Below are 24537 nucleotides of genomic sequence, written 5' to 3'. Positions count from 1 at the left end.
CGATAAAACTTCAAATAAAACACTGTTCGTTGAGTATTTGAGCTAAACACATTAAAAAAACAACATAACCAGCACTTTATTAACATTTTATACCTTTTAAAATTGTTTGTTATAGCTTGCTCTATCAAATAATAATGTCTTTGATCTGCTATTAAGCCATATATCTAAAAGCTATAGTTAAAACCAGCGTAATAACGACGACCTGAGTAGCTAGTATTGAGTAATCGTGCATCGGTGTCATTTCCTAAACGCGTTACTGATTCAGATTTAGTTAAATTAATAACCGCTGCAGTAAAGCTAAGCCCATCGTATAAATTTACGGATGCATTTACATCGAGTTGTTCGTAAGGGTCTTGGTATACATTTAACCCGCTATTTAAACCGAGTACTGTTTCTCCTCGCTTATTATAAGAAGCACGTACATTAAAATAATCAGCTTCGTAATAAACAGATGTATTGTACTGATATTTAGCGCTGCCAATTAGTGGCGATTAACCGAACGCTTCGCCATTTATAGTAACGTCTGCTTTATTAGTTTTGTTATAGGTATAGTTTGCGTAAAACCCGAAGCCATTATCAAATGCATGCTGAATAAATACTTCCACGCCTTTTGATACTGCATCGGTGCCATTACCCACAGTGCTGTAGGGTGAAATAGTAATAGTACCACTATCTACTATGTTGGTTTTTCCTGCAAAGCTTTGCTGTGCATTTATTACAAGCGGTACGACAAAGTTATCGACCTTTTTGTAAAATAGTGCCAAACCTACTGCTGAGCCTTCGCTGTAATAATACTCAATAGATAAATCGCTCTGTACTGACTCAAACGGTTTTAAGTTTTTATTACCACCGCTGCCACTAAAACCAGGAAGCTCGTTAAATGCAGATCTATCATTTGCCCATTCATCCGATACAAATGTAATACGCTGCTGCGCACCTAAATCGCCGTAATCAGGACGCGACATTCCTTTTGCAATTGCTCCACGAACAACCAAATCATCGGTAGCATCCCACGCAATATTAAAGCTTGGCAAAATTTGAGTGTCTTTATTTTGCTGAGTGACTAATTGATAGTCTTCTACAAAGCGAGCGTCACCTGTTACTGGCTCTCCTGTTTCATCATTTGTATGATCTAATTGATAGGTATATAAGTCAGTAGATGAAGTAAATGTTTTAGTTTGTACTATGCGTACGCCCAAATTACCTCTTACTTCACTAAACTCAAAATCACCTTGAATATAAAAAGCAGATATTTTTTCTTCTATATCGTAAACAAAGTTATCTTCAATTCGCGTATATGGGTTGTAGTTAGCTGTCACTAAATCACGATACTTGTCCCAGTCAACACTTGGCATTTGGTTTATGCCAAACCCACCTATGATATTTGTTTGATTAGTAAATACATCTTGTGCCAGCGGCATCCCACCATTCCATTGATAACTATCGAACTGCGTTATTCCTTGCTCACTCGCTTCACCTGCAGCAATATCAAAATTAGGATCTAAAAAAAACGTATTACCTGTTTCTCTATGAAGCGTCGCATGGCGATATTTAGCGCCTGTTCTAATGGTTTTTAAAAAGCCCCAGTCAACATAAAAATCGACATCTGATTGATAGTAGTCTTCTTCAAGCTCGCTGCGTACAAAGCTTGAGTTTGAAGAACCCGCATCACGCCCACCACCAATGCCATTTTGTAAGTTAGCGAGTGTGTTTGGATCAATATTAAGTGACACGTTATCTTGCTCTAGTGACCAACCAGCCGTTTGAGCTGCGTTTTGTATAGTCGCTGCGTTTTCGCCCGCGTTAGAACTTTTATACGCCGCTTCCCAGCTTTCCTCTGGGCCACCCTCTGATTGTGTATTACCAATTACAAAGCGTGCTTTGAAGTTATCATCCTCGTAAGTTAAATTAAAATCAAACGTGTCTGAAGTTGACTCTTCTCGCACATAGCTTCCGCGCATCCACGGAAACTGCATATCATTTTCGACGCCGCTTGCCATAGCATCGTACTGCATACCAGTTGCAATAGTGCCTGTTTCGTCGAGATTAACCGCCGTTAAAAAGTCTGGGCTGAGTGACCATTCAGGTATATCAATTACAGACTCAGTTCGGTCTTGCCCGAGTGTAAAACCAAAATAATTAAAACCTAGCTCTAAGCGATTTGTTGGCCGCCACTGCGTACTAAATTGAACCCCTTCGCGCTCACGTTGTTCGTTCAGTACTGAGCCACGCACTACTTGCGGAAACCACACCCCATCGTAACTATTACCACTTGCATCATTTATCGTATCCCAGCCATTGTTGTTATCAACTGAGTTACCAGTAATATCAGTAGGTTGGCTGTCACCAGTGTAGCGCCATACATTTGCATCGGTACCACCTGAGAGCGTTCTATTTGTTCGCTCTTGATAGGTATAACCCACTAAAATGCCAAAATTTTCATCATCGTTTTTCCACGAATACAACCCAGTAAATTGTGGTTCATACTCTTTGGTAACATCGGCGTAAGTGCTTTCTACATTAAATACACCTGAGTTCGCCTCCATGCTTAACGGCTTTCGGCTACGCATTAATACAGTACCACCAACACCACCTTCGTCTAATCGTGCTTCTGGCGATTTAAATACTTCAACGCTTTCAATCATAAAAGAAGGTAGTAATGTGTAATCAAAAGAACGCGAGGGCTCGCCCGGCGAAGATGCAATAAAATTACCATTAAGCTGAGTAAACGTAAGCTCAGACGATAAACCACGAATACTCACCGACGCACCTTCGCCACCATCGCGTTCAATAACAACACCGGGTACACGTTGTAATGAGTCAGCCACATTTTTATCAGGGAACTTACCAATATCCTCAGCAGTAATTGCGTCTACTACAGATCCCGACATACGCTTAACATCCAAATTTTCGGCCATGCTGGAACGTATTCCGCGTACTTCTATTACTTCCATCTCTTTTTTATTTACTGCATTTAAAGCTTCTTGATCTGCATAGGCGTAACCTGAACCAAGCGCTGAAAGTACAGATAAATAAAGTGATGATTTACAAAGTTTTGAAAAAGGGAGAGAAAAATGGCGTGTTAGTAACATGAGAGAGGCTGTTCCATTTAAACTTGCTTTGCACAAGCTAAAGCAAATAGTTAATCCTTTTACGTAATTATGTTACGTAATGGCAAATTTGCGCCAATTTTACATAGCCAAACTTAATCGTTTGTTAACGCAAATAAAAAATAGATTATTAAACAGCCATTACTATTAATTATTTTAAAGATATACTTTTAATAACTTCACTAAGCTCTAAAAGAGTTGGTTTTCCTCCTAAATAATTTGTATCAATATGATAGCTATTGTTAATCCAAAATGGCGTTTTGGTTGAATTATGCCCATGAATAGAAAAATCAACGCCATCACTGCTTATTATTTTATCGTGCTTAACTACATTACGATCCCACAGTAACGACTCTACAACGGTTGGCTTATCATCTGGGTAATTATTCCAATCCCATATTTGAGGAAATGTGTGAGATAAACCAACTTTGTAACCACGATATTCGAGAATTATCGAAAGCGGCTTACTTAAAAGCGCATTACACATAACTTTAAGCTTTTCACTTGAAATTGACTTGTGCCAATTACCACCATTTTCTGTCCATAATTTATATGCAGCTATATCGTTACTCAATAACGACTCAAGCATTAAATGCTCATGATTACCTAAAACCATAAATGCATTAATGGCCTGTAGGTAAGAGAATAAATCCGGGGTTTGCTCACCTCGATCAACAAAATCGCCTAAGCAAAATAAAAAATCTATTTGCGGGTCAAAATTTACTTTATTAAGTTCATGCTTTAAGGCAGGTAAGTCACCATCAAGATCGCCAATAACAAATACGCGACAATCATTATCAAGCGATATTACGTGTTTAGAGGGTGCACTTTGGATAGCGTTAGTACCTATTTTCAAAATAGACTCCTATAAATCTAACCCTATATCTAGATTAAACGTTGAGTTTATAAAGTACTAAAGTAACACACTATAATTAACATTTAATGAAGCTAAAATAATATTGGCCTCTCGGGATTGAAGTATGTTCAAGTTATAAGCAACCTTAGAGGAAACTATATTTGTACTATATTGTGATTACTTGAAAGATTTATTAACGCTAACTAGTTAACCTGACATACTTTTGAGCTAGTTCATCGAGGTTTTCACGATTATTAGGATCGGGCTTTATACAATTAATTGGGCATACAATAACGCACGTAGGGTTATCATAATGCCCTACACATTCTGTGCACTTTGCAGGGTCTATTTGATAAATTTCAGGCCCCATATAAATGGCCGTATTCGGGCACTCGGCAACACAAATATCGCAGTTAATGCATTTATTATTTATAAGCAAAGCCACTTTTTACCCTTTTTCAATTAAAATCATTATAAGACAAAAAGATGAGAAAAATTACAGCTGTGTTGAGGCTAATTTACACTCAACATTAGCTTAGTAAAAAGCCACAATTTTTAATTTTTTGGTGTGAGATACAGCCGCGAATTATGCCTGTTTTCTCTGTTGCTTTGTTGATCTCAATCAATAAAAATCGCCGTAAGGCCTCTATTTGTGAAGGTAATAGCAAAGCTAATAAATTTTTATCTAAATCGTCCTGTGGTCGCGCTTACCTATAGCTATATACCGCTGTCTTTGCTTGCAAACCCTACAAAGTGCTTTTACTACGTGGTGCAGATTGATTTCTTCTAAGAGCAGGGGTATCAAAAATATCCTATGCTTTTCGCTCAGTGGCGACCACTTTAGAACGTGACTTATTTTTAGTCTCATTCAATATTAATGCCTAGCCAGTAAATTAATTTGTGCAATTGCGCATTCCATTTTAATTCGTGCTGAGCTATTAGCTGAATGGACGGCTATTATCGGTGGTACAAAGCCATCAATAAACACTGCCCGCTCAATCCAAAGTAAAACGTCATAGCCAGTGCCTTTATTATCATTTCCTAAATCATGATCAAGGCTGAGCTGTTTTACTTTGCCGCTCTGCAAAAGTGCAATCACTTCATCAGGCCAATAGGCTCGTAACCAACCGGCTGGTGTTTCTCTTTCATCATCTAAATATACATTCATAGGTTTATCTCACTGAAAAATTTATTCAGACTCTGAAAGCAATAACTAACAACCCTTTAAGCTATATAATAATAGTTATTTTCCAGATGGTGCTGGAGCTTGATTACGTATAAACGCTGGTATGTCAAAAATATCAGAAGTTTGAGGTTTAGCTCTTGCAGCTAGCGATTGTTCGACTTCGCTACTAGGCGCATTATTGAAAGGTTCAACAATCATCTTAGCGCTTGCACCGGTTGCGATGATCAACAGCTCATAGTTAGTCGCTAGGCTTTCTATTTTTGATACACCACAAATAACTAACGCATTAGGGCTTACCTGCTGACGTACTGTATCGGTAATCAGGTTATAACTACCTAGTGAAATTTCATCTTTGCAATTTACTTGTATTATCACACCTGTACTTGATGACATATCAACTTGATTAACCAGCGGATTGTTAAGTGCACTATCAAGCGCAGTAGTAAGCTCGCTTTCTTCATCGCATTTACCAACACCTAGTACAGCATCTCCCTGGCAATCCATAATTTTAGCAAAGTCATTTAAATCAACGTTTATTAAGCCTTGATAGCAAAGCATATCGATTAATGATTTTATGAGTGAGTGGAGTATTTGGTTTGAGTGTTTAAACGCATCAAATAAGCCAATATCATTACCTAGCACTTTAATGAGTTGATCGTTTGGGAGCGTAATAACCGCATTAGCATACTCTTTGAGTTCATTTAGACCAGTTTGCGCTATATTGCTTCTAAACTCACCTTCACTACTAAATGGCAATGTAGCAACAAATATAATGGGCTTACCTTGCTCACTAGCAAGCTCTGCAATATACGGGCTAGCGCCAGTTCCAGTACCACCACCCAACCCTGTTGCACACAGTATGATATCGCAACCATTAATAAGCGTTAAAAGCTGCTCTTTACTTTCCTCTGCTGCTTGCAGCCCAACTTTAGGATCGGCGCCCGCACCATATCCATGAGTGAGCTCAGCACCTATAAGCACTGCTTCATCACTTTGTGTATGCTCAAGCACTACTTTGTCGGTATTAACACTGTACAAGTGCGCCTGATCAGACTCACGTTGCTCAAAAATACTGTTAAGCGTATTACAACCGCACCCACCAATACCAAATACACCGATTGATAAACCATCATTTTGCTGAATTAATTGAAACATAATCTAATCACTCCTTAACTTTTAAAGGAGCATAACAAATGGGTGCGTCAAAAATTGACGCACCTAAACAAGTTGGAGTTATTTATAGATGTTAGCGGCCGCTTTAAGCTTTGTAGTGATTCTTTGCCGCAGCTTTTCAGGTTTAATAACTTCAAGCCAATGAGCACATTTAAATAGCTCATCGGTTAGTTGCTCGGTATCAATCGTCCGGTAGGTAAGTAATACGTTTTTATCGTCAATCTGTTGCTTATCAGTCAGCTCACCAAGCTCAATAAAGCCTTGATTAACCGCCGAGTGCCTGGGTACTTTTACAATTAACTCAATCGCTTCTTGCGACATGCCTTTGTTAATCGCACTACGTAACGACTTTAATTGCTCAGAACTTGGCTCACGTCGTGTCTTTTGCAAAATGTGTACATTACGAATGCGGTAAACCGGCATTTGATAACACTTGTCGTGAAGCTCTCCCACCATAAACTGCGCCATTAAAACGCCGCCTTGCTCGACTAAGTTATAAAAACTTAACTCCGCAAATTTTAGCCAATGAGCCTCATCGTAAAGTACTCTATAAAGCTCAGCGCTCACGACACGCTTATGCTTAATCGCATGCTCAATTTGCGCAACTAATTTGCTATCAATATTCACTTTTAACGCCGGTTTTGGCAGGGTTGAAAGCCAATCGGGCAAATGGCCATTAACACGTTTAAGCGCCTGCTCTGCTTTAATATGAACTGAGCGTTTAACATCGCTCGATACAGATTGCGGTAGTAACTGCTCCAACAACAAATAATGCTCAGCAACTTCGCTGCTCATAACTTTTGCGTTACCACCTCGCCACTGCGCGTTAATAGACCAACCATAGGGCTTACTACGCATATCTTTTTCAAGACCAAAACAACCTTGATCGTAAAGTGATTGTAGATCGCGTTGCAGCATGCGAGTTGAAATATCAAAGTCACGTTCAAGCAATTTTTGCTGCAACTGGAATGTCGAAATAGAGCTTGGCGCTATTGGCACAAGCTCTAAAATGGATAAATGGCGGTGTGAGATCATTATATTAAATGGTGTGGAGTCATTTTTGAATTACTCTAAAGTGCTCTTGGATACTTCGTCCAAATTTTATGTCAGCTGATAAAGCTATACGATACCCACGTAAATAATGTTTATCTAACTTTGATCGATCTTTTAAAGGGACTGTTATGAGCTTTTTTTCATAACTTCAACCGCATCCCATGCAGAAATATCAACTTCAAGAGAGGCAATTATTACTTGGTTTCCAGGACTCCCCGTAATACCAAGTATTAACGTCGGAGACAGTTTTTTATCTTTAATCCAAGTACCTAGATATTTATTATTTCCTAGTTGCCAGTATTTTTCTACTCTTTCAACTATTGCAGCATCACTAGGTGGCTCTACTAAATTATACCCAACTCTATCACCTAACGTTTTATCTGTGACCTTAACTAATATAATTGACTCTGTATTCCCTTTAAACAAATCGCCATAGTTTAAAGGTTGTTGCTCAAGCCTAGTAACGTATTTTTCTGGCACACCCAAAGGGCGAAAGCTGTACTTGGAAGACTCTTTTCGCATATTAAATTCAGGCTGGTGAGTGGAAATTAATGCTTCTTCAACAGCAATTGCTGTTTGTTCATTTTCATACGGGCCTGCTATTTCGAGCTTATAGCTTGCATTTTTCAGCCAATTCTCAAATTCGATGTTATGTGTCTTTTTTTGGTGCGATGAGGCTCGTGTAGCAGACTTTCCCCGCCCCGCATATTTAATTTTGAAAAGCCTTTGGGTCTCTGTATATATAGACATACTGTTCATTAACTTTCATAGATATCCTTTTTAAAAATTAAAGCTTATAAGTCCAGTTCTTAATTACCTTCTTTGACTTACCAAGCGTACCTGTAATCAATTGGTCATATTATTCACTTAGTATTTATTTAAAACAAAATTCTAGACTGAGTAATGAAGACTTTTAAAAGCCCCCTGCCATCAAATTTAAATATTTCTTCTGAACAAAGCGATGTAAAAAACGTTATCAGCCATATTCGTAAATTCATTAGTCGTCGGACCAATAATACAGATGACGTAGACGATCTTGTGCAAGAAGCTCTAATAAGAACATTAAATAGAAATGATACATCAGAAATTGAAAACTTTCAGGCGTACATAAATCAAGTCGCAAAGTCTGTTATGTATAGTGATTGGCAAAAAAATAAAAGCCAGCCAAATAATGCAGAAGATATTGAGCTTTTTACAAATGATAATAGCGATCCAGAAGCGCAGTCTATTACAGAGCAAAAGCTCGAGCTTGTTAAAAGTGCGTTGGAAGAATTGCCACCGTTAAGAAGAAAAGTATTTAAGCTTCGACGTATTGACGGATTAAGTCGCGAAGAAATTAGTCTGCAATTAAATATGAGCCAAGAATCTGTAAAAAAACATATTACGCGCGCAATGATACAAATAACGCTTAGCATTGAAAAAAATCAATAAAAATGTCCCCTTTATCACACTTTTACGCTCTTTATATTTAATAAACGCAGGTTAGGTTTTTTAATGAACGAACAACGCTTAGAACAGGCAGCAGATTGGGTAGATCGGATTAATGATTTAAATGATCATGACCGTGAAGAACTATCGCTTTGGTTAAAATGCACAGAAAATAAGAATGCATTTGAAAAAATAGCCAATGTATTTGGCGATCCTGCTGTTAAACAGGCTCTACACATTTACACTAATCAAAATAGTTTACCGACTCCAATAATTGCGTCTAATAGTAAACGTTTTAGGACCTTACCTATGCTCGCGTTAGCAGCTAGTTTTAGCGCTATCGCTTTTGCAGTGTACTGGCTTGCTATATCTCAACAGGCATTGTCACCAACACCTATTGCAAAAACCGCAGTTAAACCTAACCAGCCTCAGCTTTTAGAAGCACATTTAGGTAAACGTGTATCGCAGTTATTAGATGACGGTTCATATTTACACTTAAATGCAGATAGTGCGTTAACTACGCACTTGCTACCACACTCAAGGCAAATCGAATTAAAAAAAGGACAGGTTTTTTTTGATGTAGCCAAAGATAAAACACGGCCATTTATAATAAATTCAGGACAAGCAAGCATTAAAGTACTGGGTACTTCTTTTGATGTAGAGCGCAATAAAAATGAAGTAGTGGTAACTGTGTACGAAGGCAAAGTAGAGGTGTCGGCTTTAGATAAAGTGATATTAACTCCCTCTCAACAAGCTGTTATAAAAAATGGCCATATAACTGTAGATTATAGCCAGCAGTTAGCACAGCTCCCTGCTTGGCGAATGGGTTGGATTGATGCAGAAAAAGAACCTCTAACCAGTGTTATTAAACAATTACAGCGTTACAGCCCTATGGTAATTAAAGTGGATAACATACTAAATAACACACTAATTAGCGGACGATTTAATCTCGAAACGCCACAACAAAGCCTTATGCTCATTGCATCAACTTATAACTGGAAAGTAGATAAGAAGAACAACGTACTTCATTTAACGTTACCTTAAATGAGTAAAAAAATATGACTGTATTACTTTGATTAAACGATTATGCTAAAACAGGTACGTACATTAAATAAAAATATTTTAGCGTACTTTTTTATTGGTGTTAGTTGTTTAACAACATTGCCTAGTGCAGCAAAAAATACAAGTACCTTTATTTATATACCAGCGGGTTCTCTCAATGATAGCTTAAGAGAGGTAGCAAATGCATATGCAGTCTCTTTTAGTAGTAACCCTTCACTTATCAGCGACAAAACTACGTCCACCTTAATGGGCGATCATACACTTGCTCAAGCACTCGATTTTTTATTAAAAGGCAGCGAGTTAACATATAAAATTCAAGACAAAGGTTTTGTTATTTTTCAAAAAAAAATAACAACCAATAGCGAAGTGCTTGAAGAAATAACAGTAAAGGGTATTCGCTATTCATTAGCTAGCTCACGAAATTTAAAACACAATAATAAAACGATTAGTGAAGCAATTTCAGCACAAGATATTACCGATATTCCCAATACTAACTTGGCCGAGGCCTTACAGTATATTCCTGGCGTAGCAATTACTCGCGAAGCAGGCGAAGGTCGCCAAGTATCAATACGAGGTAACTATCCTGATTTTAGCTTGGTGACACTCAACGGCATGCCCGTGTTAGCAAATAATGATTCACCTATGGATAGCCGAGTGCAAAAACAGCGAGATCGTTCTTTCGACTTCAATATTTTACCTGCCGAACTTTTTAAACAAATACATGTAATTAAAGCATATTCCGCCGATAAAATTGCAGGTGGAATATCTGGAACAATGGCATTACAAACTATAAACCCTCTAGATAATGAGGGGTTTAAGTTTATTATCACCCCAGAAGTTGGCTACAACGACTATGTGGGTACAGGCGCAAAACGCTATTCAAGCTTAATTTCTAACACGTGGAATAATTGGGGAATACTTGCAAGTGCTGCATACACAACCAGAGAGTCGTTAGAGCAAGGTGCTAATACATTTCGCTGGCGTAATATCGCAATAGATGGGGCTGACCTATCGGCTTTAACCCAATCACAAGCACTGCATTTGACTCAAGGCGATTATATAGTTCCTCGCGGTAATCGTTACTCAGTATGGCAATCTGCACAGCAGCGATTTGGGGCAAACCTATCTGTAGAGTATAAAAATGAAAACACCCATTTTGATTTTGATATGCTCTCAGGTTTTTTAAAAGGAGATAGGTATGAATATCATTTATACCCTAGAGGGGAGCAGTCTACGCCTATAATTAAAGGGCTAACAACAATTACAGACATTCAAGCTAATGAAAATAATGAGTTAGTGTATGCACGTTATGAAAATGCACGAGTCGCAACAGAAAGTAGAACCCAAAAAATAAATACGGCATATCAACAAGGTGTGCTATCGCTTACGCAACAAGTGAATAAAAATTGGAAAGTAAATGCCATATTAGGAAAAGAACAATCAAAGTATGACATTCCTTACAGCAATAAGATTTATACCCAAGGCATAAGTGACGTTACGATTGATTATCGTAAAACTCCATTTTATGCAGATATTAACTACAGTGAAAATTTAAAAAATCCTACAATGTGGCAAATGCATCATGGTGATATAGAACAATACAATTCAAATAGTGAATACACCTTCGCAAAATTAGATTTTAAATATGACATTAATAGTTTAATAAAACTGCAATTTGGAGCTGATTGGACTCTGTTTGAAAATAAAATGTATAACGCACAGCAAAACGATATTTTTTTTAATGAATTAACCAACACACCACAACAATTAACTAACCTTACTGCGTCGTATGTTTCACCGCAAAATGCACACAAAAGCCTACAATGGTTAAAAATAAACACTAATGAGGCACTTAAACTTTATGGCATCGACCCATTCAACATACAAAATAATAGTTCATCAATCACCACTGAAACCGAGCATATACAAGAATATAGCAGAGGAGCTTATACTTTAATAAGCACAGAGCAGGCACAATGGGAAGCTCATATAGGTTTACGTTACCAAGCAGAATCTATAACATCTCACACCCAAGCCCCTTACTCTCCTATTTCATATAGCCTTTGGCTTCCAACTTTTAATGGATCATATTTTATAAACGATAAATGGCGATTACGTGTAGGACTTTCTAAAAACTATTCAAAACCATTACTGAACTCACTAAGTTTTGATGGTTTAAACGATACCCTAAATAGTACAAAATATATATTTAACTCAAAACTAAAACCTTACTTATCTTATAATACCGATATCTCCTTAGAGGCAGATTTTAGTAGTCGTAGTACGTTTAATATATCACTCTTTTATAAAGGTTTAGATGATTACATAGTTACCACACAAGTCCCTTTATCAAAAACTTTAGAGTCTACAGTCCCCAATATAAATAACCTTTGGCTAAGTAATGCAGAATCAGCTTATCAATGGGGAGCGGAAATAAGTTTAAATTATTTAATACATAATTCTGACTGGGGTATCAACCTACAAACAACTTACAATAAAGGCAAAGTCACGTATTACGACTCAAATAATGGCTCAGCTTTATTTAAAAAAAACCTACCTTTTTTATCTAAAATAACCGCCTCAAGCATGATCTTTTACGATCATCCTAAGTTCAATTTTAAACTAGGCGCTATTTTTAGAGATAAATATTTAGTTCGGGCAGGCAGTCTTTTGCTCGATGAAAACGAAACGGGGTTTATGCCAACTATTTATTGGGATGCAAATATAAATTATTATTTTTCTAATCATTGGAAACTTAAATTTAGCGCATTTAATCTCAGCAATGAACAAGAGCGACAATACAGTAATTCAACACTAAGAGCCTACAACTCAACCACAAGTGGTCGCACTTATTACTTGGGGTTGAGTTATCACTACTAGGTAATCTCCCCTGTTTTTAGATCAACCCTAAAATTCTCACCTTGGCTATGCTTACTAAATTTTGCCATTACTTTTATTAACAAAGCTAAGTATTGCTGTGTTTGCGTATCTGTTATACATGTCGATTTAGCTAAAAAATCATTTAGCTGTTGATAAGTAATACGCTTTTGAGGCGTTATATCTGCAGTTACATCGCCATTTCTTAATACATAAAAATCTTGAAGCCATTCTTTTGTTGATAAAGCTTTCAGTTGAATTAACAAATTAGGCGAGACCTTACTTAAACACTGCATATTTGTTAACCAATCAGCCAAATAGTGATTATTGTTTAGCCATGTCACTAAATCTTTTGGCCAATCGCGTTTTAAAAAACGCTGACTAATAAGTCCAAATAAATGCTGTTTAGTAAAATCACCATAATTTTTTGAGCTCAAAATAGTTCGGTCAAAGTTACTAAGGTTATGCCGATTACGATATAACCATTCCTCTTCATATAAACCAAATAAATCATTAAAACCAGGAACATCGTCTAATGTATGAGTACTTACCAATGCGGTTTGCTCAGCTAAATTTAGCTCTGCAACCTTATATGCAGCTTTATAAGCAGCTAAACTTGGCACTTGTACATTAACTAACTGTGAGTCCCGATTACTTGTTACCAGCGCAGTATCATTTAGATGCATATGTCCTGCAAAATGTAGTGTTAGTCCTGTATCTGCAAGTATTTGTGCTGTACGGGGTGTAGGCACTCTAGGTAGGGAAAAGTGGCCACGGCTAAACACTTTATGTAATTCATCATTCGCATTATCGTAAAACTCTCCCATTGGAAAGTGACTAAATGCGATCAGTGTTTTGTTTTGCTCTTTTGACCTTTTTACAACCGTTTTTATCCACTTTAACAGTAAGGGCTTTGCATCAATTAAAGCATTATAGCCGGCACTAGACGATCCCTTAAAAGTGAGTGGCGAATTTTGCCATTGTGGTGCATACACATTGGCATCTATTGCCATTAACCAAACATCTTTTATGGGCTCAACTAAGTAGCTCGCATCTGGCATCGTGATACAATGATTCATATCATGAGGGTCACACCATATAAACTCTCGGTTTTTATAGGGTGTTTCATATAACACGTCACTTTTATGTTTGCTAAATCCAAAGTCATTAAGTGTGCTTAATATTTCAGTGTATCCCCAGTTTTTTAAACCATCATCACATACAGACTGCTTAGTCATACACTTTTCATGTTGATAACTATACACGCCAAACTCTTTACCTTGAGCCGTTAAGAAGTCAGCTTTACCTGCCACAGTTGTAAATGGCTTTACGGGGTCATGATTGCCTGGAATCGCAAAAAAACGCATCCCATATTTTTTTCCATAATGGCCTAAAATACGTGCCAGAGCCCTTACATTAATGGGTTGGCCGTCATCAGTAAAATCGCCAGGTAAAACGACTAGCTTAATTTCTTTTTCTACCAGCTCATCTAATACATGTAAAAAAACGAAATAATTTTCATTGAAAAGTCGCGTTGAGTGAAGCTGCGCATACATACTGCGCACCAGTAATGGTTGCTTTGACCCTACATCCTTTGGTAGCTCTATGTTGTCTGTATTATGTAAATTAGCAAAAATATCATGTAGATGAATATCGGCTAAAAATGCAACTTTAACCGTCTCCATCTTCGCCTGACTTTTAACCTCGAAGTACTCAATAGCACTCACTTTAAATGTGATACATAACCCAATCCATAGTGCTAACCACACAGTTTTTACTTTAATCATTATGGTTTATCCAGTTTTCAATCACCTTATTAACTAGAGAGTAATAAAGGATAAAAGGGGACATAAAACTTTAAAAAAGTGTTTTTCTATTATGAAGCTTTTATTAAATCCATATTTTTATGTCCCCTAATTTATAAATGCTCGCTCTTAGATAGCAAACTCAACAATTGAGACACGCTATGCCACTTTTTATTTTTATTATATTTGTAGGTCATATAACCAGCGTTAACGCTAAGCCATTAAACACAATGCAAATTATTGGCTCACATAACAGTTATAAAAAAACATTAAACGTAGGCGTTAAACATAAATTAAATGATTTAAACCCTAAATTAATGGCTAGTATTGATTACGGTCATTCTCCTATTACTAAGCAGTTAAATAGCGGTGTTCGCCATTTAGAAATTGACGTTTTAAAGGACCCTAATGGGGATTTATACATAAAACCCTGGGCTAATTCTTTTGCAACCCCTCCTTTGTTTAATGAGTTAGAAAAAAAGCAATTAGCTACTCCCGGATTTAAAGTAATGCACATCCCAGATATTGATGTGCAAAGCCATTGTGTATTGCTTAGTGGATGTTTGAATACATTGAAAACATGGTCAGAGGCAAACCCGCAGCACTTTCCTATTGTTGTAATGCTCAATGTAAAAGAAACGCGATCAGATTTAGTGCTTGGGAATAATCCACTTAAGTTTACATCGAAGGATTATTATTTACTCGATGAAGTAATTCGAAAGTCGTTACCTAGCTCATTATTTACACCTGATAACTTACGTAAAATACCGTTATCTTTAAACCAAACAGTCGTTAAGTTTGGGTGGCCAAGTACACGCGCCTTGGCAGGTAAGTTCATATTCTTATTTGATGGCAATACACAACAATCAGCCCTTTATAAACAAAATAGGTCCTCGTTAAAAGGGGCTTGTATGTTTGCCAATTATGATGAAAGCGAGCCCGAAGCTGCTTTTATGGTTGTGAACAATCCTACACTCAACTTTTATAAAATTCAGCAACTTGTACTTAAAGGTTACATGGTGCGTACCCGCGCAGATGCAACTTTAAGTGCAACCAATTCTCAGCGAACAATTCAATTTAACGCCGCAAAAAGTAGCGGTGCTCAAGTAATTTCGACCGATTTTATACCCGGCTCGCCACAACAGGCGCGCTTTAACTATGTGGTTCAATTTGACGAAGGTCATTTAGTGCGCACTAACCCTTTTATTAATAATCAACTTTAAATTAAAAACCAAGGAAGCATCATGTTAAACAAACCATCTCGTACGCTTTTAGCAACTGCTATAATGAGCACGTTAGGTATTTCAAACTATCTACATGCAGAGCAAGGTGTAAAGCCAGAAGTAGAAGAAATAGTTGTACAGGGTTATCGCAACAGTTTGTTAAAAGCAAAAGATTTAAAACGAAATGCTGTGGGCGCACAAGACTCTATTGTCGCTGAGGATATTGCTGATTTTCCAGATCTAAACCTAGCTGACTCACTACAACGAGTGCCTGGCATTGCGATTACTCGAGAAGGTGGCGAAGGCCGACAAATTTCATTACGAGGCTTAGGGCCAAACTTTACACAAGTACAACTTAACGGTATGGAGGCTTTGGGTACGTCTTCTTCGGCAATGGATAGCCGAGGCTCAGTCAGCAGATCACGCGCCTTTGATTTTAACATATTTGCTTCTGAGCTATTTCAGCGCGTTGACGTAAAAAAATCTTTTTCAGCCGAAATGGATGAAGGTGGTATAGGCGGAACTGTTGGACTTCATACAGCAAAACCATTTGATTTTGATGGTTTTAATACTGCAATATCAGGTCAACTTGGTGACAATTCACAAACTGATGATGTTAGCCCACGTTTTGCAGCTCTGATCTCAGATACTTGGGATGATAAGTTTGGCGCATTATTTTCAATTGCATACAGCAAACGTGATGTAAATGAGCAAGGTTACAATACGTATCGCTGGCGCAAAAAAAATGCTTCAGGCTCTGATATCTCAAATCTTTCAGGTGAACTACAAGACAAAATAAATAACGAAGAAGTGAGCTTTTCACGCGGTAATCGCTATTCGTTATTTGAGAATGATCAAGAACGCTTAGGTACAACGCTTTCGCTACAGTATCGCCCCACTAATAATTTTGAACTCGGCTTTGACGCGGTATATGGCGAACTTAATAACGATCGTAATGAATATCATCTACAAAATAGGGGCTCAAGTTCAACAGCTATTGGCTGTACTGGACCGGCTTACAATAACGAGCAAATATGCTCAAAGCTCACAACACTTGAAATAAACGAAAATAACGATGCTATTTATTCAGTATTTGAAAATGCAGCTATTCATTCAGAAAGCCGTAGCCAATATGCTGATACCCAAATAAGTCAGTTTGTATTAGATAGTGATTGGCAAATTACAGAAGATTTAAATATGACCGCCTTAGTTGGGCGTTCACAAACCAAGTTTAATACAGGCAGTGTTAAAGTTTACCTAGAGACATTTGGCGATGAAACTATTGATTATCGCGAGGATACTTATTATGGAGAAAATACATATGGGTTTGATCCTACTGACAGTAGTTTATTCCGCTATCACGAAATTGATATATCTGAAGAAGAAATAACTAATACATTTGACTCTATAAAATTAGATTTTAATTACACACTTAACAGTACTTCAAATATAAAATTCGGTGTATCTAATAAAAAGTTTGAAAGTGAAAACGGTGAAACTAAATCTGATAACGTTAACCGTAGCGATTGGGAAAATGGCGTACTTAATGACACAGTCGACTCAAGCCTGACATTTACAAATACAGCACACAATAAACAGCAATGGGTAAGTGTCGATGTACTAGGCACGCTAGCAAGTATGAATATCGATCCTAATTTAGATAATCCAGATTTTACCGATAACGTACAAGAAAAAACCTTTGGGGCTTATTTGCAATACGAAGCTGAATGGGAGCTAGGCTCAGGTTACTTAATGGGTAATGCTGGTGTACGTCATTACGATACTAAAACCAATGCCATTGGTTTAATAAATGGAGAGGTAGTTGATGTTGAAAACACCTACTCAGGACTATTACCTGCTATAAATTTAGTTTGGGATAGTAATAACAGTTTAGTACTGCGTGCAAGCTATGGGGAAAACCTAACCCGCCCTTCGCTCGGTGCATTAGTGCCAACAGGTGTTGTACAAAATGATGCCACATCAACCAATGGCCTCAGTATCAGTTCAGGAAACCCAAACCTTAAACCTTACGAATCTGTTAACTTTGACTTTTCAGTCGAGTATTATTTTGAAAACATTGGGTACGCGGCCGTAAGTTACTTCCATAAATCTATCGATAACTTCATTATCACCGAAACATATGATATTCCATACAGTCAAACTGGATATCCTCTTAGCTTTTTAGGCGACGTAGACGAAAACGGTAATCCGCAAACAGCAAATACTGTTTTTACTGTTATTCAGCCACAAAACTTAGATGAAAGTGATATTAGTGGCTGGGAGCTCGCTTTTCAACGAGACCTCGACTTTTTACCAGCCCCATTTAATAACTTAGGTGTTATTGCTAACTATACATTTGCTGATGGTGAAGCACTGTACCGTAATGTGGGTAATTCAGGTAGTGATCAATATAAATCATTCCCTGGTCTGTCAGAGCATTCGGGTAACTTTACAGTATATTACGATTCTGATTCATGGGGCGCACGCGTTGCAGCAGCTTATAGAAGTGACTATATCGCATCGGTACAAGCGGGTAACGGCGATGAAGACGAAAATGGTTTTCATGCCAGTACATATATAGATGCATCAGCATTTTATCAGGTTAATGAAAAGCTAAAGCTCACTATAGAAGCCAGTAATTTGACTAATGAACGAGAAGAGCAATATTCAGACTCTAATGATCGTTTATACAATACGACGGTAAATGGCCGTACTGTTTATTTAGGTGCAAGTTATCGCTTTTAAGTTATAAAGATGAGGCTCCACTTTTGTGTGGAGTCTCTAGGGTCTGTTGTTCTTTCAAGGTTAAATTTGCAGCAGTCTGTTTGGTATTTAGGCAAGGCAGAGCCTATGTAGTGTGGTTATTCCCCATAAATGGGCGATAACGTAGCATTAATGCCAAACAGACGCTGCCCAAAGGGTTCTTTCTAGGGGCTATTTACTCTTTGTTGCTCGGTTTTTACTTAGCCCACTAGGTTACAAACCTCGCGCCGCGATTAAATAGCCCCTAGTTTGAACAAATTTTAATCCGCAAAGATCAACAGACCCTAGTTATTCTTTAAGGACTCATCAAAAAAGATGACTTATAAATTCACTTAATTAAATAAAGCACTCGTTGTAAATCTATTTTCAATGGCTTTAACCAGCATGGCTTAAAACTACTTTTAATTTATTTGCTGAACAGATTGAGTTACGTTGTTTACCAGTGCCTTTATTGCAGAGTTATGAAATCAAAGTTATATAAAATTTTATTGCCTAACTTCAGTTCTTACCCCTTAATCTCTAATGAAATTTTAAAGTACCGCTGTTAATATTGCCTAAAACCTAAATAATAAAGTAGTTCTGATGGCAGCTATTTATTCTCTCGATGATTTACGTTATTTTTGCACCATAGTAAAATTAGGTAGCTTTAAAAAAGCATCAACAAGCCTTGATATGTCACTATCAACTATAAGCCGTAGAATACGTTTATTAGAGCAGGCTCTGCAATTAACACTCCTAAATCGAGATGCCCATAGAGTTACACTTACGCATACCGGCGAGTTATATTACGACCGCTATAGTAAGTTATTTGACGAAGTAGAGTGTATTGAGCAGGCACTTTGTGATGAAAAAGACCAACCCAAAGGGAAAATTAGGATCTCTGCACCCATTTACATGGGTAAACACTTTTTAAGTGCTATTTTTTGTGATTTTTTACTGCTATATCCCGATATTCAACTAGATTTACGCTTTTCCAATAACCTTATTGATATTGAAAAAGAAGGAATTGATATAGCGTTTAGAGTAAGAAACCCAGCCATTGAAGATTGGGTGATTAGAGAACTTAAGCTTACTCATAATCTGCTGTGTGTTCACCCCGATTATGAACATCATCCCATCACTCATCCTGAGCAATTAGAAGATCACCCAAAAGTTACGTGCGTTGGGTTAGTTCCGTGGCAGTTAAAAAATCAGCAAACGAGCGAAGAGTATAGTTTTAATCCAAACACGCATGTCCGGCTAGAAGTTGATGAAATTCAAATGATGAAACAAGCCGTTGAGTCTGGTGTAGGCATTAGCTACATTCCTGATTATATAGCATTGCCTCTTATTGAAGCCACAAAGCTTAAACGTATTCTTCCTGACTGGAAAAGTAACGGGCAGCCATTTTCTATACTTTATCGCGACAGAAAACAAATACCTTATCGAGTGCGATTACTGATAGACCATACACTGCAACACTTTAATAATGTGTAGCAGTGTGGGTTTTAATCATTGCAATAATTAAGCTAATTCGACGTTTAAAAACTAAGCCTAAGTACAATTACACCTAAAAATGCTGTTGCTAATCCTATCACTTCTTGGCGGGTAAACGACTCTTTTAGAATGATGCGTGAGTAGAGCAAAATAATTAAAATGTTCATTCCGGAAATTGCCGAAACTAGTCCTGTATTACCAATTGCAAAAGCAGATATTATTGCCACCATACCTGCTACGTTTGTTAACCCAATAAGTAATCCGCACGAAAATGTTTTACGCGCAGACCAATACGTATCAGAGCTGTCTTGCGCTGCAAGTGCATTTTTACGTTTTACTAACCAACTGACAGCAAATAAAAAGCTGCCAAACCCAAACATAGAGGTTAAAGTTGCAAACGTATCGGCCTCAAGAAGTGTTGATTGCTTACCCATTAAATCATTAAATGCAAAGGCAAGTGCAGCGAGTAATCCCCATTGTGCACCTTGTAGGTTGTTCAACGAAATATCGCTTGAATAACGAATGATATAAAGGCCACCAAAAATAATGAAAAAGCCAATTAATTGAATTGTTGTTAAAGTCTCCTGCCACAATAAAAAAGCAAATAAAAGGACAAACAGAGGCGTTAATCCAGATAAAATACTAATTAAAGACGCTTTACCAACCGAAAACCCTTTATGCAACAAACCATTAGCAGCAAAAGAGCCAAACCCTAAAGCCAGCCCAACCGTAATGTCTGCCCAGCCATACCATGTGTGCTCAAACACCACAGTACCTAGCGCACTAATAATAAACCCAACAAAGAATACACCGAATAATAATAAGTTACGGTTAATCTTTTTTTGCGACGTCCATTGATACAATACCCCTCGAGCACCAAAAAAAACGGTCGCGAGTAATGCAAAAATTATCCACATACAAAATGATTCCTTTAAAAAGTAATGGGGTAACCGTGAGGAGCGATTTAACAACACGTGTTAAGTACGAATATCCATTATATTCGCTTTTAAAATTTTATAAATAAGCATTAATGATAAGGTAAATTCCATAAATGGTATCTAAAAAATAGCAGATGAAGATATAACTGCTCAGCGTCACTCTATTTAATAAAATAGCTTTGAGCAGTTATTAGAATGGGTCCTAACTGACCTCTTTGAATGGATTTCGGGTATCTTGGTGTGCATCTAGGTTACGCATTAAAATAGCGTGATCTAAGTTAACGCTCTCATCTAGCGGGATTTTTACAATGTGACCAGAACCTTTAGCTTCGCTAATACTTTCTCCCTTTTTGTTTTGCATGTATTCAAGCGTAAAAGAAATGTTTCCCTGCGGGGTCATCAGTTCAAGTGAGTGGCCGGTGCAAAATTTATTTTTAACGTCTATGTTAACTAAGCCATTTTCGCAGCGCCCAAGTACTTCACCCACAAATTGCTGCTTATTAGATACCGAGTGACCGTATTCATAGTTTTGATATTCTTGATGGGCATGGCGTTTTAAAAAGCCTTCGGTGTAGCCTCTATGTGCTAAGTTCTCAAGTGTTTTGAATAAGTTAGTATCGAATGGTTTACCCAAAGCCGCGTCATCTATTGCTTTTCGATACACTTGTGCAGTGCGCGCCACATAATAAAATGACTTAGTGCGCCCTTCTATTTTTAAACTATGTACACCCATTTTTGTTAACTGTTCAACATATTGAACGGCGCGTAAATCTTTTGAGTTCATAATATACGTGCCGTGTTCATCCTCAAATGCAGGCATATATTCACCAGGGCGGCCTTGCTCCTCTAACATAAATACATCGTTACTCGGCGCGCCCTCACCAAGGGTAGGAATCACCTGTTTGGGATCAAACTTATGCACCATGTCACCGGTTTCGTTCTCAACGCCTGGTTTTACATCGTAATTCCAGCGGCATGCATTTGTACAGGTACCTTGGTTTGGGTCGCGTTTGTTTATATAACCAGAGAGCAAACAACGCCCAGAATACGCCATGCATAATGCACCATGTACAAACACCTCAAGCTCCGTATTTGGGCAGAGCGTGCGTATTTCTTTTATTTCTTCAAGCGAGAGCTCGCGAGATAAAATAACCCGCTCAATGCCTTGTTTTGCCCAAAACTGTACACTTGCAAAATTAACTGCGTTTGCTTGCACAGATAAATGGATAGGCATCGCCGGCCACTTTTCACGAACAAGCATAATGAGCCCAGGGTCTGACATAATCAGCGCATCGGGCCCCATAGCTATAACCGGTTCAATATCTTGTAAGTACGATTTAACCTTAGCGTTATGCGGGGCAATATTTGATACCACATAAAACTTTTTATTTAGTGCGTGTGCTTCATTAATACCTATTTGTAATGTGCCTAGGTCAAACTCATTATTTCGTACACGCAAACTATAACGAGGCTGCCCTGCATATACGGCATCTGCACCATAAGCAAAGGCATAGCGCATATTTTTTAAGCTCCCTGCTGGGCATAACAGTTCAGGTACAAAAGAAGTTAAAGAAGAAACAGTTGGCATGTGCGCTCCATACATCGAACCGAGTATAAGTCGGTTGCATGATTAATTAATTTACAAGCGCGGCATTATAAATCCGCCAAGCATTGTGCTTTTGATCAAGATCACAAAACAGCAATCAAACTGGTTTTTAATAAAATTAGGATTTTTCAGCTAAAGCGCGTATAATTCGCGCCCGTTAATATTCACACTTTTACTTATAAATTATTGGAGCATAAAGATGGCTTTAGAGCGTACTTTCTCAATCGTAAAACCAGATGCAGTAGCTAAAAACCACATTGGCGCTATCTACAACCGTTTCGAAACTGCTGGTCTTAAAATCGTTGCAGCTAAAATGGTTCACCTTTCACAAGAGAAAGCTGAAGGTTTCTACGCAGAGCACAGCGAGCGTCCTTTCTTTGGCGCTTTAGTATCTTTCATGACATCTGGTCCAGTAATGGTTACAGTTCTTGAAGGCGAAAACGCTGTTCTTAAAAACCGTGAAATCATGGGTGCTACTAACCCTGCTGAAGCACTAGCTGGTACTTTACGTGCAGACTACGCTGATAGCATCGACGAAAACGCTGTTCACGGTTCTGACGCTGTTGAATCTGCTGCTCGCGAAATCGCGTACTTCTTCGCTGACGAAGAGCTTTGTTCACGTACTCGTTAATTCGAACTCGTTAACAAAATGAAAAGGGCTTTCGGGCCCTTTTTTAGTCATTACGTAAAGTATTCATAAGCACATTTTTTGATATTTTACTTAATGATTAAACTGAGTGAATTGTGTACAATTCGTCCTTGTAAATTTTTATCTCCACCGTCACCGATTGAGGTTGTTTCATGACCGAGCAAAAAAAGATTAACTTATTAGATTTAAACCGAGATGCAATGCGCGAGCTATTTGTATCGTTCGGTGAAAAGCCATTTCGTGGCGACCAGGTGATGAAATGGATTTATCATTTTGGCGTAGATAACTTCGACGAAATGAGCAACGTAAATAAAAAGCTTAAAGAAAAGCTTAAAAACGAATGCGAAATTGTTGCACCAGAAATATCTGTACGCCAACAAGCAAGCGACGGCACAATCAAATACGCATTAGTACTTGAAGGCGGCCAAGAAGTAGAAGCGGTGTGGATCCCAGAAAAAGAACGTGCAACGTTATGTGTATCTTCACAAGTTGGCTGTGCTTTAGAATGTACGTTTTGTTCTACCGCGCAACAAGGCTTTAACCGCAACTTAAAAGTATCAGAAATTATTGGCCAAGTATGGCGCGTAGCTAAAGATATTGGCCTTGATGGCAACAGCGAAAAACGCCCTGTTACTAACGTAGTAATGATGGGTATGGGCGAGCCATTACTTAACGTTAAAAACGTAGTACCAGCTATGGAATTAATGATGGACGACTGGGGCTTTGGCTTATCTAAGCGCCGCGTAACATTAAGTACATCGGGTGTAGTACCTGCACTTGATTTATTAAAAGAGAAGATTGACGTAGCGCTTGCTATTTCACTTCACGCCCCAGATAACGCACTGCGTGATATTTTAGTACCTATTAATAAAAAGTACCCTATTGAAGAGTTTTTAGCGGCATGTCGTCGTTACATTGATGGCTCTAAAGCAAATAAAGACGTAACCATTGAATACGTAATGCTTAACGGCGTTAACGACAGCACTGATCAAGCTCACGAATTAGTTAAAACGTTAAAAGGTACACCGTGTAAAGTGAACCTTATTCCATTTAACCCGTTCCCGGGTAACGAATACACGCGCTCTAGCAATAGCCGAATTGACCGTTTTTCTAAGGTTTTACAAGCAGCCGGCATTACCTGTATTGTGCGCCGTACTCGAGGCGATGATATTGACGCAGCCTGTGGTCAATTAGCAGGTGATGTAGTTGACCGTACAAAACGTATGGCGAAAAAGAAAATGCGTGACGATAACGCCATTAGCGTTAATATTCAGCAAGCATAAGCCTATATCCACCCTGCGTAATTTACCTATGTAGGGTGGTTAAGTTGTT

General features: G+C 38.0%; 17 protein-coding genes and 1 pseudogene. 8 read left to right on the top strand and 10 right to left on the bottom strand.

Features of this window, described 5'->3' with window-relative positions; genetic code table 11:
- Positions 1-164 precede the first annotated feature (164 nt).
- The 7 genes and pseudogenes from J8L73_RS17290 to J8L73_RS17260 form a co-directional block, all read right to left on the bottom strand.
- Positions 165-3092 (bottom strand): annotated as a pseudogene (locus tag J8L73_RS17290) (TonB-dependent receptor).
- 169 nt (positions 3093-3261) lie between these two features.
- Entirely contained in the window at positions 3262-3966 is a 705-nt protein-coding gene (locus J8L73_RS17285; RefSeq protein ID WP_211018943.1) for a metallophosphoesterase, read from the bottom strand.
- Positions 3967-4165: 199 nt separating this feature from the next.
- Complete coding sequence (locus J8L73_RS17280) at positions 4166-4411, bottom strand: YfhL family 4Fe-4S dicluster ferredoxin (protein ID WP_211018940.1); 246 nt, start codon at positions 4409-4411, stop codon at positions 4166-4168.
- Between the two features lie 429 nt (positions 4412-4840).
- A complete protein-coding gene (locus J8L73_RS17275; protein ID WP_211018938.1) occupies positions 4841-5134 on the bottom strand; it encodes a cyclic-phosphate processing receiver domain-containing protein in 294 nt (97 codons plus the stop codon).
- A 75-nt stretch (positions 5135-5209) separates the two neighbouring features.
- A complete protein-coding gene (locus J8L73_RS17270) occupies positions 5210-6307 on the bottom strand; it encodes a cell division protein FtsZ (protein ID WP_211018937.1) in 1098 nt (365 codons plus the stop codon).
- Positions 6308-6385: 78 nt separating this feature from the next.
- The gene (locus tag J8L73_RS17265; protein ID WP_247659699.1) at positions 6386-7360 is read right to left on the bottom strand and encodes a WYL domain-containing protein; all 975 of its coding nucleotides are present in this window, start codon (positions 7358-7360) and stop codon (positions 6386-6388) included.
- A 144-nt stretch (positions 7361-7504) separates the two neighbouring features.
- Complete coding sequence (locus tag J8L73_RS17260; RefSeq protein ID WP_211018935.1) at positions 7505-8128, bottom strand: hypothetical protein; 624 nt, start codon at positions 8126-8128, stop codon at positions 7505-7507.
- A gap of 153 nt (positions 8129-8281) precedes the next feature.
- Between J8L73_RS17260 and J8L73_RS17255 the strand changes: the two genes are divergently transcribed.
- From J8L73_RS17255 to J8L73_RS17245, 3 genes are all read left to right on the top strand, one after another.
- Positions 8282-8809 carry an RNA polymerase sigma factor gene (locus J8L73_RS17255; protein WP_211018933.1) on the top strand — a complete coding sequence of 176 codons (528 nt, stop codon included), beginning with the start codon at positions 8282-8284 and terminating at the stop codon, positions 8807-8809.
- 63 nt (positions 8810-8872) lie between these two features.
- Positions 8873-9850, top strand: coding sequence for a FecR domain-containing protein (locus J8L73_RS17250; protein ID WP_211018931.1), 978 nt, complete (start codon positions 8873-8875; stop codon positions 9848-9850).
- Positions 9851-9892: 42 nt separating this feature from the next.
- The gene (locus J8L73_RS17245) at positions 9893-12748 is read left to right on the top strand and encodes a TonB-dependent receptor (protein WP_211018929.1); all 2856 of its coding nucleotides are present in this window, start codon (positions 9893-9895) and stop codon (positions 12746-12748) included.
- On the opposite strand, the gene J8L73_RS17240 is transcribed toward J8L73_RS17245, so the two are convergent.
- Positions 12745-14532: a metallophosphoesterase gene (locus J8L73_RS17240; protein ID WP_247659698.1), complete on the bottom strand. Its 1788-nt coding sequence runs from the start codon at positions 14530-14532 to the stop codon at positions 12745-12747. The two genes, J8L73_RS17245 and J8L73_RS17240, sit on opposite strands and share 4 nt — an antisense overlap.
- A 179-nt stretch (positions 14533-14711) precedes the next feature.
- Between J8L73_RS17240 and J8L73_RS17235 the strand changes: the two genes are divergently transcribed.
- From J8L73_RS17235 to J8L73_RS17225, 3 genes are all read left to right on the top strand, one after another.
- Complete coding sequence (locus J8L73_RS17235) at positions 14712-15773, top strand: Ca2+-dependent phosphoinositide-specific phospholipase C (RefSeq protein WP_211018927.1); 1062 nt, start codon at positions 14712-14714, stop codon at positions 15771-15773.
- Positions 15774-15794: 21 nt separating this feature from the next.
- On the top strand, positions 15795-18518 hold the full coding sequence (locus J8L73_RS17230; RefSeq protein WP_211018925.1) for a TonB-dependent receptor: 2724 nt from the start codon (positions 15795-15797) through the stop codon (positions 18516-18518).
- Between the two features lie 600 nt (positions 18519-19118).
- Positions 19119-20012, top strand: coding sequence for a LysR family transcriptional regulator (locus J8L73_RS17225; protein ID WP_211018923.1), 894 nt, complete (start codon positions 19119-19121; stop codon positions 20010-20012).
- 44 nt (positions 20013-20056) lie between these two features.
- Here J8L73_RS17225 and J8L73_RS17220 read toward each other — a convergent pair whose 3' ends face one another.
- On the bottom strand, positions 20057-20929 hold the full coding sequence (locus J8L73_RS17220; RefSeq protein WP_211018922.1) for a DMT family transporter: 873 nt from the start codon (positions 20927-20929) through the stop codon (positions 20057-20059).
- 223 nt (positions 20930-21152) lie between these two features.
- Positions 21153-22538 (bottom strand): tRNA 5-hydroxyuridine modification protein YegQ, encoded by a 1386-nt coding sequence (yegQ, locus tag J8L73_RS17215; protein ID WP_211018920.1) that lies wholly within the window; start codon positions 22536-22538, stop codon positions 21153-21155.
- A gap of 217 nt (positions 22539-22755) precedes the next feature.
- Here yegQ and ndk point away from each other — a divergent pair, with 217 nt between their 5' ends.
- Both ndk and J8L73_RS17205 read left to right on the top strand, forming a co-directional pair.
- Complete coding sequence (gene ndk, locus J8L73_RS17210; protein WP_002961288.1) at positions 22756-23187, top strand: nucleoside-diphosphate kinase; 432 nt, start codon at positions 22756-22758, stop codon at positions 23185-23187.
- Between the two features lie 170 nt (positions 23188-23357).
- Positions 23358-24488 carry a bifunctional tRNA (adenosine(37)-C2)-methyltransferase TrmG/ribosomal RNA large subunit methyltransferase RlmN gene (locus J8L73_RS17205; RefSeq protein WP_058550525.1) on the top strand — a complete coding sequence of 377 codons (1131 nt, stop codon included), beginning with the start codon at positions 23358-23360 and terminating at the stop codon, positions 24486-24488.
- Positions 24489-24537: the final 49 nt, after the last annotated feature.

Origin of the sequence: Pseudoalteromonas sp. MMG006, assembly GCF_018101025.1 — a bacterium.
Lineage (GTDB): Bacteria > Pseudomonadota > Gammaproteobacteria > Enterobacterales > Alteromonadaceae > Pseudoalteromonas.
This window is presented reverse-complemented; position numbering and strand designations above follow the sequence as displayed.

Coding starts and splice junctions, on each gene's coding strand:
- J8L73_RS17275 (WP_211018938.1), bottom strand. CDS start 5,134: ATGAATGTATATTTAGATGATGAAAGAGAAACACCAGCCGGTTGGTTA.
- J8L73_RS17270 (WP_211018937.1), bottom strand. CDS start 6,307: ATGTTTCAATTAATTCAGCAAAATGATGGTTTATCAATCGGTGTATTT.
- J8L73_RS17265 (WP_247659699.1), bottom strand. CDS start 7,360: ATGATCTCACACCGCCATTTATCCATTTTAGAGCTTGTGCCAATAGCG.
- J8L73_RS17260 (WP_211018935.1), bottom strand. CDS start 8,128: ATGTCTATATATACAGAGACCCAAAGGCTTTTCAAAATTAAATATGCG.
- J8L73_RS17255 (WP_211018933.1), top strand. CDS start 8,282: ATGAAGACTTTTAAAAGCCCCCTGCCATCAAATTTAAATATTTCTTCT.
- J8L73_RS17250 (WP_211018931.1), top strand. CDS start 8,873: ATGAACGAACAACGCTTAGAACAGGCAGCAGATTGGGTAGATCGGATT.
- J8L73_RS17245 (WP_211018929.1), top strand. CDS start 9,893: ATGCTAAAACAGGTACGTACATTAAATAAAAATATTTTAGCGTACTTT.
- J8L73_RS17240 (WP_247659698.1), bottom strand. CDS start 14,532: ATGATTAAAGTAAAAACTGTGTGGTTAGCACTATGGATTGGGTTATGT.
- J8L73_RS17235 (WP_211018927.1), top strand. CDS start 14,712: ATGCCACTTTTTATTTTTATTATATTTGTAGGTCATATAACCAGCGTT.
- J8L73_RS17230 (WP_211018925.1), top strand. CDS start 15,795: ATGTTAAACAAACCATCTCGTACGCTTTTAGCAACTGCTATAATGAGC.
- J8L73_RS17225 (WP_211018923.1), top strand. CDS start 19,119: ATGGCAGCTATTTATTCTCTCGATGATTTACGTTATTTTTGCACCATA.
- J8L73_RS17220 (WP_211018922.1), bottom strand. CDS start 20,929: ATGTGGATAATTTTTGCATTACTCGCGACCGTTTTTTTTGGTGCTCGA.
- yegQ (WP_211018920.1), bottom strand. CDS start 22,538: ATGCCAACTGTTTCTTCTTTAACTTCTTTTGTACCTGAACTGTTATGC.
- ndk (WP_002961288.1), top strand. CDS start 22,756: ATGGCTTTAGAGCGTACTTTCTCAATCGTAAAACCAGATGCAGTAGCT.
- J8L73_RS17205 (WP_058550525.1), top strand. CDS start 23,358: ATGACCGAGCAAAAAAAGATTAACTTATTAGATTTAAACCGAGATGCA.